General features: G+C 56.6%; 12 protein-coding genes, 1 tRNA gene and 2 pseudogenes. 8 read left to right on the top strand and 7 right to left on the bottom strand.

The window, feature by feature from the left end:
* Positions 1 to 12 precede the first annotated feature (12 nt).
* A tRNA-Ser gene (locus AC3EMD_RS17575) sits at positions 13 to 100 on the top strand.
* A gap of 41 nt (positions 101 to 141) precedes the next feature.
* Here AC3EMD_RS17575 and AC3EMD_RS17570 read toward each other — a convergent pair.
* On the bottom strand, positions 142 to 297 hold the full coding sequence (locus tag AC3EMD_RS17570; RefSeq protein WP_302073624.1) for a hypothetical protein: 156 nt from the start codon (positions 295 to 297) through the stop codon (positions 142 to 144).
* Positions 298 to 451: 154 nt separating this feature from the next.
* Between AC3EMD_RS17570 and AC3EMD_RS17565 the strand changes: the two genes are divergently transcribed.
* On the top strand, positions 452 to 2,878 hold the full coding sequence (locus AC3EMD_RS17565; RefSeq protein WP_110242567.1) for a glycogen/starch/alpha-glucan phosphorylase: 2,427 nt from the start codon (positions 452 to 454) through the stop codon (positions 2,876 to 2,878).
* A 64-nt stretch (positions 2,879 to 2,942) separates the two neighbouring features.
* Complete coding sequence (locus tag AC3EMD_RS17560) at positions 2,943 to 3,281, top strand: STAS domain-containing protein (protein ID WP_110242568.1); 339 nt, start codon at positions 2,943 to 2,945, stop codon at positions 3,279 to 3,281.
* A gap of 38 nt (positions 3,282 to 3,319) precedes the next feature.
* Here the strand turns inward: AC3EMD_RS17560 and AC3EMD_RS17555 are convergent.
* Together AC3EMD_RS17555 and AC3EMD_RS17550 are read right to left on the bottom strand one after the other, a co-directional pair.
* Positions 3,320 to 4,081, bottom strand: a pseudogene (locus AC3EMD_RS17555) (EAL domain-containing protein); the annotation flags it as partial.
* A 159-nt stretch (positions 4,082 to 4,240) separates the two neighbouring features.
* Positions 4,241 to 4,855 (bottom strand): annotated as a pseudogene (locus tag AC3EMD_RS17550) (CSS-motif domain-containing protein); the annotation flags it as partial.
* A 403-nt stretch (positions 4,856 to 5,258) separates the two neighbouring features.
* Between AC3EMD_RS17550 and AC3EMD_RS17545 the strand changes: the two are divergent.
* The 4 genes from AC3EMD_RS17545 (at position 5,259) to AC3EMD_RS17530 (ending at position 10,065) form a co-directional block, all read left to right on the top strand.
* Positions 5,259 to 6,275: an iron ABC transporter substrate-binding protein gene (locus AC3EMD_RS17545; RefSeq protein ID WP_004179245.1), complete on the top strand. Its 1,017-nt coding sequence runs from the start codon at positions 5,259 to 5,261 to the stop codon at positions 6,273 to 6,275.
* Between the two features lie 21 nt (positions 6,276 to 6,296).
* Positions 6,297 to 7,871, top strand: coding sequence for an ABC transporter permease (locus AC3EMD_RS17540; protein ID WP_008805909.1), 1,575 nt, complete (start codon positions 6,297 to 6,299; stop codon positions 7,869 to 7,871).
* 1 nt (position 7,872) lies between these two features.
* Positions 7,873 to 8,901 carry an ABC transporter ATP-binding protein gene (locus AC3EMD_RS17535; RefSeq protein WP_004179253.1) on the top strand — a complete coding sequence of 343 codons (1,029 nt, stop codon included), beginning with the start codon at positions 7,873 to 7,875 and terminating at the stop codon, positions 8,899 to 8,901.
* A 243-nt stretch (positions 8,902 to 9,144) separates the two neighbouring features.
* Positions 9,145 to 10,065: a GGDEF domain-containing protein gene (locus tag AC3EMD_RS17530; protein WP_302073622.1), complete on the top strand. Its 921-nt coding sequence runs from the start codon at positions 9,145 to 9,147 to the stop codon at positions 10,063 to 10,065.
* On the opposite strand, the gene AC3EMD_RS17525 is transcribed toward AC3EMD_RS17530, so the two are convergent.
* Entirely contained in the window at positions 10,062 to 10,895 is an 834-nt protein-coding gene (locus AC3EMD_RS17525) for a helix-turn-helix transcriptional regulator (RefSeq protein WP_008805911.1), read from the bottom strand. The two genes, AC3EMD_RS17530 and AC3EMD_RS17525, sit on opposite strands and share 4 nt — an antisense overlap.
* Before the next feature lie 261 nt (positions 10,896 to 11,156).
* Between AC3EMD_RS17525 and AC3EMD_RS17520 the strand changes: the two genes are divergently transcribed.
* Positions 11,157 to 11,924, top strand: coding sequence for a phytanoyl-CoA dioxygenase family protein (locus AC3EMD_RS17520; protein WP_094954891.1), 768 nt, complete (start codon positions 11,157 to 11,159; stop codon positions 11,922 to 11,924).
* A 13-nt stretch (positions 11,925 to 11,937) separates the two neighbouring features.
* Here AC3EMD_RS17520 and AC3EMD_RS17515 read toward each other — a convergent pair whose 3' ends face one another.
* From AC3EMD_RS17515 to AC3EMD_RS17505, 3 genes are read right to left on the bottom strand one after another with little or no spacing between them, the layout of a single operon-like run.
* Positions 11,938 to 12,279 (bottom strand): PTS fructose-like transporter subunit IIB, encoded by a 342-nt coding sequence (locus AC3EMD_RS17515; protein WP_008805913.1) that lies wholly within the window; start codon positions 12,277 to 12,279, stop codon positions 11,938 to 11,940.
* 15 nt (positions 12,280 to 12,294) lie between these two features.
* Positions 12,295 to 13,170 carry a [formate-C-acetyltransferase]-activating enzyme gene (locus AC3EMD_RS17510; RefSeq protein ID WP_302073621.1) on the bottom strand — a complete coding sequence of 292 codons (876 nt, stop codon included), beginning with the start codon at positions 13,168 to 13,170 and terminating at the stop codon, positions 12,295 to 12,297.
* Positions 13,136 to 15,433, bottom strand: a complete 2,298-nt coding sequence (locus AC3EMD_RS17505) for a formate C-acetyltransferase (protein ID WP_302073620.1) — start codon at positions 15,431 to 15,433, stop codon at positions 13,136 to 13,138. The genes AC3EMD_RS17510 and AC3EMD_RS17505 overlap by 35 nt, the downstream gene beginning before the upstream one ends.
* Positions 15,434 to 15,474 lie beyond the last annotated feature (41 nt).

Raw genomic sequence — 15,474 nt, 5'->3', positions numbered from 1 at the left:
GCGCCTCACACCGGAAGTGTGGCCGAGCGGTTGAAGGCACCGGTCTTGAAAACCGGCGACCCGAAAGGGTTCCAGAGTTCGAATCTCTGCGCTTCCGCCATATAAAAGAAGGGGTTACCGAAAGGTAACCCCTTCTTGCTTTTACCTGTAGCCGTCCTGACTGCACTTCACCTTCACCTTCACCTTCACCTTCACCTTCACCTTCACCTTCACCTTCACCTTCACCTCCCGACTCCGCAAACCCGCCATGTCTGTAGCGTTATCGCTGGCGAAAAGGTGACGATCAATCCATTGCAAATGGTTGTTATTTTAATTATTCAGCCTCTCGTTATAAACGGCAATGGTGCTGAGGAATAAAAACCATTCGGCAAAATATCTTCGTCTATACTTGGAAAAATGATGATTTACCTGCCATGGTTTTTACGCAGATACAGAGACCAGAGAGGTCAGCATGCCTGACATTAACCCGCAAAATATCAAAGAATTACGGGCGTTGGTTGAACAGCAATTACAGTACACATTGTGTGTTAGCTTAAATAAAGCTACGCATGGCGATATTTTTAACGCGGTGGCGCTGGCCATTCGTCATTTTCAACAGGATCATTTTTTGTTGAGCCAGACGCGGCAACGTGAAGAGCATAAAAAGCGTATTTACTATCTGTCGATGGAATTTTTACTGGGACAGTCGCTGCGTAATAACCTTTTGAATATGAATTTACTGGCGGAGATGCACCAGGTGGTGAATGACCTGGGGTTTGATCTTGACCACCTTCTTGACGAAGAGCCCGACGCCGCGCTGGGTAACGGAGGGTTAGGGCGCTTAGCCGCCTGTTTTATCGATTCGATGGCCACCCTTGATATTGCCGCATCCGGGCATGGCATCAAATACGAATATGGTCTTTTTCGCCAATCCTTTCAAAATGACCAGCAGATCGAGCATCCGGATGACTGGCATTCCATGCACTCCCCGTGGTTGGTCGAACATCATGCTCAGCAAATCCTGATCCCGCTGGGGGGCTATATTGAACACAGCGAAGATGTTGATGGCAATTACAATCCAATGTGGCTGGGCTGGAAAACGATTATCGGTATACCCCATGACTATTTCGTTTCCGGTTACCGGGATACGACGACCAACAAGCTGCGGCTTTATAGCGCGGTGGCCTCTGACTCCTTTAATATCCATATTTTCAATCGCGGTGATTATATCAAGGCGGTGAGTGATAAAATCGCGTCGGAGAATATTTCAAAAATACTCTATCCATCCGATGAGGTGCTGACCGGAAAAGAGCTGCGGCTGACGCAAGAGTATTTTCTGGTGGCCTGTACGCTGCGGGATATATTTCGCGACTATGCCGAGGTTAATGACGATATTACTTTCCTGCCGCAGCATGTGGCGATTCAGCTGAATGACACCCATCCGGCATTAGCGGTGGTGGAGCTGATGCGTATCCTCGTCGATGAACACCGGCTGCCCTGGGAGCAGGCGTGGGAGATAACGCAAAACACCTGTGCCTACACGAATCATACGTTGATGCCGGAAGCGCTGGAGACCTGGCCGGTGACGCTGTTTGAAAAACTGCTGCCGCGTCATTTGCAAATTATATTTGAGATCAACCATCGTTTCCTTGAAGAGGTTGCCCGGCGCTGGCCGGATAAAAATCATCTGTTATCTTCGCTGTCTTTAATCGACGAACATCACGATAAGCAAATCCGTATGGCCAATCTGGCGATTGTCGGTAGCCATCGCGTGAACGGGGTAGCATGGCTGCATTCGGAACTGGTCAAGAAACAACTGGTGCCCGACTTCTATTTTATGACCCCGGAGAAATTCATTAATCAGACCAACGGCGTCACGCCGCGACGCTGGGTGCAGCAGGCTAACCCCGGCCTGGCCGCTTTTTTGCACCAACAGCTGGGGGAAGGGTGGCCAACCGATTTACCCTTGCTGTCCAGTCTGGAAAGCCTGGCCGATGATACTGCTGTTATTGATAATATCCGGGCCATTAAATTTGCCAACAAAACCGCGCTCAGCCAGCTGGTCGCTCAACGCTATGGCATCGTCCTCGATCCGCTGGCGATGTTTGATTGTCAGGTCAAACGTATTCATGAATATAAGCGTCAGTTGCTCAATATTCTTCATGTGATCGCGCTTTACCTGGATATCAAAGAGACAGGGAAAACTATCGCGCCTAAGGCGCATTTGTTTGCGGGTAAAGCGGCGCCGGGCTATCGGATGGCGAAGCTGATTATTCAGTTGATTAATACCGTCGCCCGGAAAATTAACCGCGACCCGCAGGTTGCCGGACAGCTTAAAGTGGTTTTTCTCGAAGATTACAAAGTCTCGCTGGCGGAAAAAATCATTCCGGCCACAGATCTCTCCGAGCAAATTTCCACCGCCGGGACCGAGGCGTCCGGCACCAGCAATATGAAGTTTGCCATGAACGGCGCGTTAACCATCGGCACCTATGATGGGGCGAATATCGAAATCCGCGAGGCCGTGGGGAGCGATAATTTTTATCTGTTTGGCGCCGTGGCGGAAGAGATTGAAGAGAGCCGGCGCCTTGGGCATCACCATAACTTCTATCATCAGAACCCGGCTATGGCGCGTGTTGTCGATACTCTCGTGTCTGGGTTGTTCACCAGCGATCGTGAGCTGTTTGCACCACTTCACCACATGTTGACTGAGGGCGATCATTACTGTCATTTACTGGATTTCGACAGTTATTGTCAGGCCCAGCGGCAGGCGATGGCCGATTTTGAACTGCCGGAACAATGGCACCGTCGGGCCTTACTCAATATTTGTCGGATGGGAGAATTTTCCAGCGACAGAACCATACGTGGCTACGCCCGGGATATTTGGGGTATCACCTGCTAAAGAGAGAACACGCCGGCCGAAAAAGGGACTCGTCGACGGATATCAGTCACTATTGAGGATGAGCATGAACGTTGAATTACATACCGAGCAGGGCGTAAAAATTATTATGCCACTGGTGCGCCGACTGGATGCTTCCGTCGTGCAGGCGTTTAAGCAGCAGGTTCTGGAGGCTATCGACCCGGATACCAAAAACGTGCTGCTGGATCTGAGCCACGTCGATTTCATCGACAGTAGCTGCCTTGGCGCGCTGGTTTCCATTCTGAAAAGCGTCAACGGTCAGGGCGAGTTGGCGCTGTGTTCACTCAATGACACGATTAAAAACCTGTTTAAGCTCACCCGCATGGATCGCATTTTTTCCATTAAGGAGACCCGACAGGATGCGCTGAATTCGTTGACTCAGTGATGAGATTGGTGCAGGCCCGCGGGTTATGGATCGCCCGCTTATTCTTCGACAATCCGCGCCTTCGGTTTGCTCAGCAGGAGCATCACCAGCGCGACGTAGGGCATCGGCTTCCAGAAATAGTAGCCCTGCAGCAGATGAATATTCTGGCGATTGAGATACTCCAGCTGGACCTGGGTTTCGACACCCTCGGCAATGATGCGCAGTGACAGCGTCCGGGCCATCTCTATCACGCAGTCCAGCAGCTTGCTTGACGGCGCCTCCCCGGTTACCCGGCCGACAAAACTCTGATCGATTTTGATATAGTCGAAAATCAGCTCGTGGAGACAGGAAAGCCCGGAATAGCCGGTGCCAAAGTCGTCCAGCGCGATGGAAAACCCGCGGGAGTGTAACGTATTGAGCTTGTCCACGACCGCGTCGTTGAGCAACAGCGGCTCCTGCTCCGTGATCTCCAGCATCAGCTTCACCGCTTTACCCTCAAAGCCGCGCTGATAGTGCAGGCAGTCATCGATAAACGACGGGGCGTTGATATGTGATGCGCTGATGTTGACGCCGATATGAAACCCGTCCGGCAGCTTACTGAAGATGGGTCTCATCTGGGCGGCGACCTGCGCCATCAGGCTGCGGGTCAGCGGGATAATTAAGCCGGTACGTTCGGCTAGTGGAATAAATTCAGCGGGCGAACGCCACTGCGCGGTGGTGTATTGCCAGCGGGCGAGAATTTCCACGCCGTAGATCTCCCCGGTTTTCCCGTTCACCAGCGGTTGATAGTAGGGAACGATATCGCCCTGGGCGATGGCGTAGCGCAGGTTCTCTTCTTCAGAGGTATAGACATTGAGGTATTTGCGCAGCAGGAAATAAAACAATAGCGAGACAGAGAAAATGAAAATCAGCAGACCGAAACCATTTTGAAATAAGCGGCCGGGGCTAAAAAAAGGCGACTCGGGATAGATAATGCGAAACGGGTAGTCCGGTGAGCTAAATATATCCTGGTGTGGGCTGGCTTTCAGCGGCTCCACATCGCCATATCTGGCGATCATCTGATGGTTGACCGAGAGCGCCAGCCCGGCGTTATCCTCATCGCTATACAAGGCATCGCGCAAATGGATGTCGCTGATACTGACAATGACTCTCACCTGCGCTGAACGCGTGTGATAGATCAGCACCGGCCGCTTGTTAACCATCATCCTGGCGGGCAGCAGTTGCAGCAGCTCATCAGGCAAGGATTCCGGATGGAGCGTCAGTACCCGATTGCCGGGTAGCGACGAGCACCACACCTGGCCATCTTTTACCAGCACGATCGTGCGCAGATGCGGCTGCAGGGCGGCCTCAGTCCCGAGCTGGAACTGACCCTGCACGGAGCAACCGCGGCGGCTAACGTTCATTGCCGTCACCGTGGCGGCTCGGGCTTCATCCAGAATAACGGCGATTTTCTTCGCCGCCTGACGGGCGGCGGCGGCATGGGTGGCCTGGTCTGAATGCCACAGTTGCCAGTTAATGACGAACACGCCAGCCAGAAATACCACCAGCGCCAGGGAAAAGGAAATCCATGCGTTTCGCACTTTTGTCTTTTTCATTTATTACGCGTGCTATGTGAGGCGAGCATAAAATGAACCATCCATCCCGCTGAAAAGGCGTTATCCAATGATCGTAGAAGGGGGATAATCTCCGCGACGACGGAGCATGTAAAAACATGATCAGTATCACAATACCCGCCGGCAAAGACCGCGGATAACGTGCAGAGGTGGCTGTTCTGTCACGAAGGTAATAAAAAAATCGCAGCTTAATGTTTTCTTAATCTAAATTTCGGGAGTGGATGGTTTTAAGCATTTTCTAATCCCTAATAACCGACCGGCGCTATTTTTTGCTTTTTTAAGTTTATGATAATTGTTTTCATTATCATTCTTTTTTTGCTGTGATTTAATCCTCTCCGCTCAGGCTATTTACCGTTTTTTGCCCTATTTCATTAAGGATGCGTTCATGAAATTTCGCTTATCGCCCCTCCGTACGGCAGCGCTGGTTGCCGCTTCTCTGTTTCTGGCGCCGCAGGGGATGGCGGCTGACGCTCAGAACGGGATTGTGGTCTACAACGCCCAGCACGAAAATCTGGTGAAGTCGTGGGTGGATGGATTTACCAAAGAGACCGGTATTAAGGTCACGCTGCGCAATGGCGATGACAGTGAGCTGGGTAATCAGCTGGTTCAGGAAGGCTCCGCGTCGCCGGCCGATGTGTTTCTGACCGAGAACTCGCCGTCGATGGTGCTGGTCGATAATGCCAAACTTTTCGCCCCGCTGGATGCCGCCACCCTGCAGCAGGTTCCGGCGCAGTACCGTCCGCAGCATGGGCGCTGGATCGGCATTGCCGCGCGCAGCACCGTTTTTGTCTACAACCCGGCGAAAATCAGCGAGGCGCAGCTGCCGCATTCCCTGATGGATCTGGCAAAACCGGAGTGGAAAGGGCGCTGGGCGGCTTCGCCATCGGGGGCTGATTTCCAGGCTATCGTCAGCGCGATGCTGGCGCTGAAGGGTGAGCAGGCGACTCTCGACTGGCTGAAGGCGATGAAAACCAACTTTGTCGCTTACAAAGGCAATAGCACGGTGATGAAAGCGGTCAACGCCGGGCAGATCGACGGCGGGGTGATCTACCACTACTACCGCTTCGTCGATCAGTCAAAAACCGGCGAAAACAGTAAAAACACCCAACTGTATTACTTCAAACACCAGGATCCGGGCGCCTTCGTCAGCATTTCCGGTGGCGGTGTGCTGGCTTCCAGCAAACATAAAGCGCAGGCGCAGGCCTTTATTAAATGGATCACCGGCAAGCAGGGGCAGGATGCACTGCGCACCAATAACGCCTTCGAATATGCCGTGGGGGTAGATGCGGCCTCTAACCCGAAACTGACCCCGCTGAAAGATCTGGATGCACCGAAGGTAGAACCTTCCTCGCTGAACAGTAAAAAGGTCATTGAGCTGATGACGCAGGCTGGCCTGCTCTGATCCTGAGGAAGTGATGTTGCTATGTCTGTTCTGAGTTTGTCGCTCGGAAAGAAAACAGGACGCCTGCCCGAGCGCAGGCGTCCTGCATTTCCGATGGTGGCGTTAGCGCTGCTGTTTTCATTGCTGGCGCTGTTGCCGTTAGGGTTTGTGGTGGCGGTTGGGTTCGACACCGGCTGGCCGACCATTAAAGCGCTGGTCTTTCGTCCGCGGGTAGGGGAGCTGCTCAGCAATACCCTGTGGCTGACGGTGCTGGCGGTCCCCATCAGTATTGTGCTCGGCGTGACGCTGGCCTGGCTGACGGAACGTACTGCCCTTGCCGGTCGGCAGCTGTGGTCGGCGCTGGCGGTAGCCCCGCTGGCGATCCCGGCCTTTGTCCAGAGCTACGCCTGGGTCAGCGCCGTGCCTTCGCTGCATGGCCTCTCCGCCGGGGTGTTTCTCTCGGTGCTCGCCTACTATCCGTTTATTTATATGCCGGTGGCTGCCGTGCTGCGCCGCCTCGATCCCACCCTTGAAGATGTCGCCGCGTCGCTGGGCACGCCGCCGTGGAAAGTGTTCTTCCGGGTGGTGCTCCCGCAGCTGCGTCTGGCAATCTGCGGCGGTGCGCTGCTGGTGGCCCTGCATCTGCTGGCGGAATATGGCCTGTATGTGATGATCCGCTTCGATACCTTCACGACCGCTATTTACGATCAGTTCCAGTCGACCTTCAGCGGTCCGGCCGCCAATATGCTGGCAGGCGTGCTGGCCTTGTGCTGCCTGGCGATCCTGCTGCTTGAGAGCGCCTCACGCGGTAAAGCGCGTTACGCGCGTATCGGCGCCGGGGCGGCCCGCGAGCAGAAGCGGCTTGTGCTGGGTAAAGGGGCCGCTTTTGGCGCGCAGCTACTGCTTCTGCTGCTGGTGATGCTGGCGATGGGGGTTCCCTTACTGGTCCTGTGCCGCTGGCTATGGCTGGGCGGCATCGACAACTGGCTGCATGCCGATCTCTGGCATTCTCTGCGCCAGACCCTGCTCCTGGGGGCGGGCGGGGCGCTGCTGACAACGGTTTGCGCGATCCCCATTGCGTGGCTCGGCGTGCGCTATCCGCGCCCGTTGTTCCGCCTGCTGGAGGGGTGTAATTACATCACCAGCTCGCTGCCCGGTATTGTCACCGCGCTGGCGCTGGTGACGGTCACCATCCACTACGCCCGTCCGGTGTACCAGACCGAAGTGACGCTGTTTCTGGCCTATCTGTTGATGTTTATGCCGCGTGCGCTGATTAACCTGCGCGCCGGTATCGCGCAGGCGCCGGTGGAGCTGGAAAACGTTGCCCGTAGTCTTGGACGCAGTCCGGCCCGCGCCCTGTGGAGTATCACTATGCGGCTTGCCGCGCCGGGCGCGGCTGCAGGTGCCGCGCTGGTGTTCCTTGGCGTCAGCAATGAGCTCACCGCCACACTACTGCTTTCGCCGTTAGGCACCCGCACCTTGTCGACCGGTTTCTGGGCGTTAACCAGTGAGATCGACTACGTAGCGGCGGCACCGTACGCGCTATTGATGATCGTCATTTCGCTGCCGCTGACCGCGGTTCTTTATATGCAGTCGAAAAAAATGGCAGGGTTGTAACATGCTGGAATTGTCTTCTATTTCGAAATCCTTCGCTGATGCGCTGGTCCTCGATAATCTCAATCTGACCGTAGCGCCGGGGAGCCGGACGGCCATTGTTGGTCCGTCCGGCTCGGGGAAGACCACGTTGCTGCGCATTCTCGCCGGTTTTGAAACGCCCGATCGCGGGCGGATCGTCATGCACGGTAAGTCTCTGTTTGCCGACGGTGTGTTTGTCCCCGCCCACCAGCGACGGATCGGCTATGTTCCGCAGGAAGGGGCGCTGTTTCCTCATCTTAATGTTGCGGACAATATCGCCTGGGGGCTCGACGCCAGCCGTGAGGAGAAGCGTCGCCGCGTGGGGGCGCTAATGGAGATGGTCGCCCTCGACGCTGGTCTGGCGAGTCACTGGCCACACGAAATTTCCGGTGGCCAGCAGCAGCGTGTTGCCCTGGCCCGCGCGCTGGCTCAGCAGCCGGCGCTGATGCTGCTGGATGAGCCGTTTTCTGCACTGGATACCGGGCTGCGCGCCAGCACACGCAAAGCGACGGCGGACCTGCTGGCCGAGACGGGGATCGCCTCGATTCTGGTGACTCATGACCAGAACGAGGCGCTGTCGTTCGCTACGCAGGTGGCGGTAATGCGTCAGGGGCGCTTCGCCCAGGTTGGAACCCCGCTGACGGTTTACTCGCAGCCGGTGGATGAAGAGACGGCGTTATTTCTTGGCGATGCCCTGATCCTCCCCGCACGCCTTAGCCCCGGCCGGGCAAGCTGCGCGCTGGGGGACCTGGCGACGGACGCACTGCATCCTGCTGGCGAAGGTAGGGTGATGCTGCGTCCGGAACAGCTGAGCGTCAGTGTGAGCGGGCCGCAGGAAAGTACCGCCATTATCCGCGATGTCGATTTCTCAGGCCAGCTTTCCACGTTGACGCTGTCGATGGCTGGGCACGAGCGGCCGATTGTCCTGCGAACCGTGAGCCAGCCGGCGTGGCAGCCCGGCGCGATGGTGAGACTGACGGTCAGCGGCAAGGCGCGAGTGTTTAGCGGCTAATCCCTGAGCAGGCGGCGTCGGCTATCGACGGCGCCGCACGGAAAGCTAATTAGATGGCGGATGAAGCCGCTAGTATCCGCGCCACTGACCTCGTCGCCATGGAGTGGTAGTACGTTGGAACAATTCCGCGGGGTCAGTCCAGTTCCCGCCATTTTACCGAACCGTCGCTTTTTCATTCGTCCCGCTACGCTTAACTGTTATCCTGTCTCGCGATCGGCCCTGTTGTTACCATGAGACACCGCTATGCCTGAACTCCATACTCCTGCTAATCGCCCCGGCCCGGCCGCTGTGGCCCGGGTGACGCTCCTGCCTGCGCTGCTGGTTATCGTCGCTGTTGCTGTCGGCTGCGCCCTGGTGTCGCCTCCGGTCGGTACACGACACGAGATCCTGACTAACCCCGGCCTCTATATCGATCTGCTGGCGTTGTTGTTTCTGGTGTTTATGCTGTGGAGCTCGGCGAAGGTGCGGATGAGCCACATTGCCGTCAACTGGGTACGCTATGGGCTGCTGTTGTGGATTGCCGGCGGCACCTTTGACGTGATGGATGAGATCGTGGTTCAGCCGCGCTGGATGGGCTATTACTGCGAAGATCTGCTGCGCCTCTCCGGGATGCTGCTGACCGTGGTGGGGGTCTACAAAATTATTGAGCGAATCAATTTGCTGTACGTCGATGCGCGCTCGCAATCCCTGAAGGATGAACTGACCCAGTTACCCAACCGGCGTTTTTTCATTGATACCATTCGCGAGAAGTCCGGGCATGCGCTGGGACTCATGATTCTGGATATCGATTTTTTTAAGAAAATCAATGATACCTGGGGTCACCTGGTCGGGGATGAAGTGTTATTTTCGCTGGGGAAACAGCTGGCGAAACTAACCAGCGAGCAGGTCCAGCCGGCGCGGATCGGTGGGGAAGAGTTCGCCATTATCGTCGATGGCCTGTCGGAGCCCGAGCTGCATGCTCTGGCGCAGTCGATCCTTGCTAACGCCCGCACCATCCTGATCAATCATCAGACGCCGCTGTCGATCAGCATTGGCGTCGGAACCTGGCGGCCAGGCGAAGCGCAGGAGACGTTTATCCGTAAAGTCGACGAGGCGCTGTACAAGGCCAAGCATAACGGCCGCGGCCGCGTGGAGTGGGCGCCATCTGCCGGTGCGGCAGGTTAGGCCTGCTGCGCGCTACGGCAGTGTCGCCGATACTCCGATGGCGAGCGTTCTGTGTAGCGTTTAAAAACCCGGCAAAAATAGTTGCTGTCGACAAAGCCGCAATTGTGCGCAATCTCTTTCACCTTCAGGTCATAGCCGCGCAATAGCTGCTTCGCCTTTTCCAGACGGACACGGGTCAGATATTCATTAAATCCCACCGAGCCTGATTTCTGAAAAATATGCGAAAGATAGTTGGGCGTGATGTGAAAACGTTTGGCTACCGATTCCCGCGTCAGCGGTAGACTGAGATTTTCCTCGAGGTAGTCCTGGACGGCGAGAAACAGATCCCGGCTGCGGCTGACGCGCATCTCCAGCCCGACCAGCTGTTCACGACAATGACTCAGCAGCGCGGCGATCACCAGTCGCGCGGTCAGCGGATCGGGCTGCAGGCTGACTTCATTCAGGCTCAGCAACAGGTAGGAACCCACGCGCGGCCCAAGCCGGGAAACGCTCTGTTTTTCCGTGTGCAGGCTTTTTCCGTCCCAGCGCTGAATACTGAATCCCAGTTTCTGCCGACCAAACAGAATGCTCAGGGTAGTGGCCGGACCGGTCCACTGCGGCAGCGTCCACTTCCCCGCCTGCACGTACAGTACCTGCAGCGTGGTTAACGTCGAGGCGGCCAGCGGCAGTCCCTGTTCATTCAGTTGGCCCTCCAGCACAATTTCCAGACGCGGAAACGGCACGTTGAAGGCGAGGGCAGGCACGGAGATATCCGGCTCAGGAAATCTCACCTGTAGGTGATCTTTTTGACCGATTAACCGATGCAGTATATCCGGCAGATCTTCAATCATTCTTTGCCCTCAGCATGCGCATTATCCTGTTGATGGTAATCTATTTTTTTCGGCTCGACAGCGTTTGTTTAGCGATTTTGCGCTGCGAATTCATGACCAACTGCAGCGCATCCATCGGCGGAAATGAGATTATTGATGCCCATCACACTTTGTGAGCTCGCATACGTATGTCCAGTTTTTCGTAGCGCTCGCCTCCTGTTATACCGCGGAGGGGCCAGTAGAGTTTGTTTGTGTTATCGGAACGTTAAAAAGGAACGCAAAATGAACTCATCATCGGCTAACTTTCTCGATGCGTTAGGCGCCAGCCAGGTGCTCAGCGCGCAAATGAAACACGAGCTCGACACCCTCGGCTACACCGTCGTGCATAACGTCGTTGACACCCAGTGGCTGAGCGAAATGCGCCTGCTCATTGACACCCTGGTTGAACGCGAAGGCGATAATCTGGCGATGGAGCACCATCAGGAGGCGACGGCGACGCGGATCGCTAACCTGATTAATAAGGGGGTTATCTGGGAGAAAGTCTGGTCACACCCGCTGATCCTCTCCGCTTGTCGCTATATCTTCAACGGGGATTTTAAAGTCTCCAGCCTGAACGCGCGCGAGGCGCTGTATAACGGCGGCCACCAGCCGCTGCACGCCGACTGGAAAAAGCCGCGCCCGGATTTTCCTAAAGTCCACCTGGTGAATACCATCTGGGCGATAGACGATTTGAGCGCCGCCAACGGCGCGCCGCGGATCATTCCTGGTACCCACCTCCGCCCCGAGTTACCGGAGGAGGTGCTGGCCGACCCGGAACAGGCCCATCCCGATGAGATTGTGTTTGCCGCGCCGGCTGGCAGCGTGATGATCTACAACGCCCACGCCTGGCACGGCGGCACCCGTAATCGTGAAGGCAGCAGACGACGCGTACTGCATGGGTTATATATCGATCGTGCGGATACGCCGCAGCAGGACCAGCGGCGCTGGCTGACGCCGGAGACGGCAAGCCGCCTGACGCCGGCGCAAAAATGGCTGCTGGATGTAGAATAAGGCCTGTCGCCGGTCAGGGAAGTTCTACATAGACGACCGGCTTTTTCATGATGCTTTTCACGGCCTCGACGATCTGCTGCGGCTGCAGCAGGAAGCTCTTGATGCTGGTTTTAATCGTCCGCAGGCCGCGAAAGCGCTGGGGGTCGTCGATTTCGATATCCGTCACCAGCAGCACCACTTCGGCGCGGGCGATATCTTCCGCGGTGATCCGATTTTCTACGCCGAGCGCCCCCTGGGTTTCCACCTTCAGGTGCCATTTTTCATGATGACCGACCTTTTCCAGTCGTTCGGCGGCCATGTAGGTATGCGCCACGCCGCTGACGCAGGCGGTGACGGCGACAATATTGAAGTCCATAACATCCTCCTGGCGTTAACCGCCGATAGTGACGTGGAAACCGGCCGCTTCGGCCATCACCCGATATGGTTGAATTTCCGCTTCGTCAGGCGCTTTCACGCTGGCCAACGTCCAGGGTTTGCCCAGCAGACGGTATTTGGGCTCGCCATATTGATGAAACGGCAACAGGTGCATTTCTTTTAGCGCGAAAGGGGCGAGGAACGCCAGAATCTGGCGAAAATTATCGGTATTCAGGGTGTAGCCCGGGATCAGCGGCACCCGCGGGATCAGGTTGATTTTTCTCGCCGCCAGCCGGCGAAAATTGTCCAGCACCCGCGGCTGATTCATTCGCAGCAGCGACCGCGCCCGCGCAGGTTCCATGATTTTAAAATCAAACAGCACTTCATTGCAGGCTTCGGCCACCGGCAGGAAGCGGTCAAAAGCGCCGTCGCCCGCGGTTTCGATGGCGGTGCGGATCCCCCACTGGCGCAGGCGCTGGAGAAAGCGGGCGGCAAACCCGGCCTGCATGAGCACTTCGCCCCCGGAGAGGGTGACGCCGCCGCCGGAAGCGCGAAAGAAGACCTCATCCTTCAGCACCTCCTGCAACAGGTTATCCAGCGTCACATCGCGGCCAATCTGTTCCCACGCTCCGGACGGACATTCGGCGACGTCCTGCTGGCAGCGGGTGCAGCGCAGGCATTTACTCTCCCGGCGCAGGGTCTGAATCCTGGGTGAAATTGATTCGGGATTGGCGCACCACGGGCAGGTATGAGGGCAGCCTTTAAAAAAGACCACCGTGCGGATCCCCTGGCCATCGTTGAGCGAGTAACGCTGGAGGTTAAAAATACGCGCCCGGTCGGCGCGCGTGTCGATGACCTCACAGCTGATGCGCGGTGCGGCGGATAATGTCATCCTGAATCTCCTTCGACAGCTCAACAAAGAAGGCGCTGTAGCCCGCGACCCGTACCACCAGACCGGCAAAGTCCTGCGGCCGCTGCTGCGCTTCACGCAGGGTGTCGGCATTGACCACGTTGAACTGAATATGCTGCAGCTTGAGCTTGCAGAAGGCCTGTAAAAAATCGGCCAGTTTGTTCAGGCCGCCGTCGCCGGCCAGCGTTGCCGGAGTGAATTTGACGTTCAGCAGCGTACCGTTCGACAGCAGATAGTTATCCAGTTTGCTGACCGATTTCAGCACTGCCGTCGGCCCCTGGGAATCCTGACCGACCATCGGCGACAGGCCGCCGTCCGCCAGCTGTTCACCGGCCAGCCGCCCGTCCGGGGTGGCGCCCACCACCGAACCCAGCGGCACGTGCGCGGAGACGGTGTAGGAGCCGGGGGTAAAATGACCGCCGCGCGGGTTCAGATACTGCTCAACTTCTTTACAGTAAAAACGCAGCAGATCGGCGCTAATATTGTCGACATCGTCGATATCGTTGCCGTACTTGTCAAAACGGTTAATCAGCCGGGCGCGGATCTTTTCCCCTTCCGGCGTCTGGAAATTGGCTTTCAGCACGGCCATCAGTTGGTCAAAGCTGAGACGCTGCTGGTCGAAGACCATACCCTTCAGGGCGTACAGCGAATCGCTCAGGTTAGCGATCCCGATACCCTGGACGCCGGAGAAGTTATAGCGCGCGCCGCCGGCGGTGATATCTTTGCCGTGCTGCACGCAATCTTCAATGAACGAGGAGAGCAGCGGGACCGGCGCCCAGTCGCGGTGGCCGATATCGCAAATGTTGCTACCCTCGACCATCAGCTTGATGTAATGGCGAATTTTGTCGCGGATCTGGCAGATAAGGCCGTCCCAGCTGACGTCAGGCTGATGTTCATTTTCCTGCAGCACAATTTCCATCACCTTCAGCAGATTAAACATGGCGATATCATGCAGGCCGTAGGTGCGCCCTGGAATAGAGAGCTCCACGCAGCCGACCACCGCGTAATCGCGGGCATCTTCCAGCGACACGCCGCGGTTAAGGAAGGCCGGGACCACCACCTCATCGTTGAAAATCTGCGGGATCCCGGTACCCAGGCGAATGGTCTCAGCGGTTTTACGCAGGAACGGGCGATCAATCAGCTCGTTGACCCGCACGCCCAGATTCGGCTGCGGCAGCTGAACGTTTTGATAGGCGTCGAGGCATAAAAATGACAGCACGTTGACCGCGCTGCGCCCGGTGTCCGTCAGCCCGCCGAGCAGGGCGGTATAGCCGGTGGGAAAACCCGCGAAATAGCGCGCGCTGCTGGAGGAGCGTAGCAGGACGATATCGTTGCATTTCAGCCACAGCGACTCCAGCAACTCCTTGAGATACGCGGGATCCTGACCCTGATTCAGCGATGCCTGATAAAACGGCAGCATATACTGGTCAAAACGCCCCAGCGAAATCGAGCTGGCATTGGATTCGTACTGCAGAATGATATTCATATACCAGAACAGCTGGCAGGCCTGGGGGAAATCCGTTGGCCGGTGCTGCGCGTTGTGGCGCGAAATAGCGGCGATGGTTAACAGCTCCTGCTGACGCTGCGGGTCCTGAAAGTGCCCAGCCATCTCCTCGGCCAGCGCGGCGTAGCGCAGAATATGGCGCTGGGAAGCTTCCAGCAGGATCAGTACCGCCTGATAAAAGGGGTTCTCCGGTTGCCGGGCGCAGTGCGTTTTGAGTTCGGCGACCAGGGCGCCAAGGCCATGATTCAGCAGCCGTGGATAGTCGATGATGATATGGCCCTGGCCTTTATCGGTCTGGTTCACGCTGAATATCTGGGTGTTGACGGCGGCCTTGACCTCTTCAGTCATCTGGCCGTTGATGAAATCTTTCATTGAACGCTTTTCCCAGTAGGGGTACAGCGTTTCGCGGTAGATTTGCTTATCTTCTTCGCTTATCGCGAAGCGGTCCTGTGGTCGGGTCGGAAAGGCGTCGAGCTCGTTGAGCAGCCAGTAGGGGTCCATCTCGGGCGACATAATCCCTGCCCGCGGTTTGACGGTGCGGTTGCCGGCGATCAGTTCATCCTCACGAATCGAAATCATCACCTTATCGAGGATCCACGCGGTGGCTTTCGCCCGGCGGATAATCACCGGCTCGCCCTCCGTCTGCCGATGGCTGGCAGTGTAGAGTAATGCGCGCTCAAGGGAGATTTCGCGCGGCTGGGCGAACAGGCTGGCTTTCAGGCGTTGGGTACGATTCGTCATGATAAACTCCATGTTGTGGCAAAGGGCGCGAAGGCGCCCTT

The organism is Klebsiella sp. PK18, assembly GCF_057784655.1.
The sequence above is the reverse complement of the archived record's forward strand: the minus strand, read 5'-3'. Positions and strand labels throughout refer to the sequence as shown.